Genomic DNA, 823 nt, shown 5'->3' with positions numbered 1-823 from the left:
GCCACGGTCATGACGAGCCGCCCATTGCCATCGACGGACCAGGCTCCTAGCGTGGGAAGAGCCGGAGACTTCCGGCACGTCAGAAGTGATTGCAGCATCCCCACTCAACAAGGGAGGCAAGACACCATGGCCAACGAAAAGCAGAGTCCCGTGAAGGACCCCAACTACGACCTCATCTGGGCCCTCGAGGCCTCGCTGCACAACGTGTGGAAGCTGGAGACCTACATCCAGGACGCTGAGAAGGCCGGCGACAACGAGCTGGCCGAGTGGTTCCGCAAGATCCAGAAGAACAACCGCAAGGCCGGTGAGCAGGGCAAGAAAATGCTCGCCCAGCGCCTGCAGCAAGAGGCCGGCTGAGGGCCTCGAGGTCCCTCGGTCGGCTCTCCGTCGTCAGTCACTCCGACACGCGGAGCCGTCGACGCAAAGGCTCCCGACCCACAGGGTGGGGCGGGAGCCTTTCTCGCCTCGTGCCCGACTGTGGCAACGCACAGCAGCAACAACCTTCCGGGGCAGTCCCCATCAGAGGGTCCGCCAATGTTCCAGCAGCCCCATGCTCCGGGCTCGTGTGCGATCGATGTGATGGGGCTCTGGCCAGCGGTGTTGTGCACCCGGTAGCGTGATCGGTGGTGACACCACCGGATAGGAACAGGGGCTCCTGCCTTCCGGTGCTCCTACCAGGTCCCAGTTTCCCTGGGGGGTCTGTGGAGGTCGCTTTCGTCGGTGAGCATCCCTCTGGTCCGTGCGTATGCGCAGGTGCCAGCTGACCCGCGTTTCCATCGATGACGACTACGTGAGTGAGCACGCCCAGATGAGTCTTCCCCTC

General features: G+C 63.7%; 1 protein-coding gene. It reads left to right on the top strand.

Annotated features, from left to right (window positions below; all coding sequences use genetic code 11):
- Window positions 1-126: 126 nt before the first annotated feature.
- Entirely contained in the window at window positions 127-357 is a 231-nt protein-coding gene (locus tag ACFYE3_RS19020) for a hypothetical protein (RefSeq protein ID WP_387612037.1), read from the top strand.
- Window positions 358-823 lie beyond the last annotated feature (466 nt).

The sequence above is a fragment of the Kocuria arenosa genome, assembly GCF_042879215.1.
Classification (GTDB): Bacteria; Actinomycetota; Actinomycetes; order Actinomycetales; family Micrococcaceae; genus Kocuria; species Kocuria arenosa.
The sequence above is the reverse complement of the archived record's forward strand: the minus strand, read 5'-3'. Positions and strand labels throughout refer to the sequence as shown.

Excerpts from the sequence above, each read along its gene's own strand:
- ACFYE3_RS19020 (WP_387612037.1), top strand. The coding sequence starts at position 127 with ATGGCCAACGAAAAGCAGAGTCCCGTGAAGGACCCCAACTACGACCTC.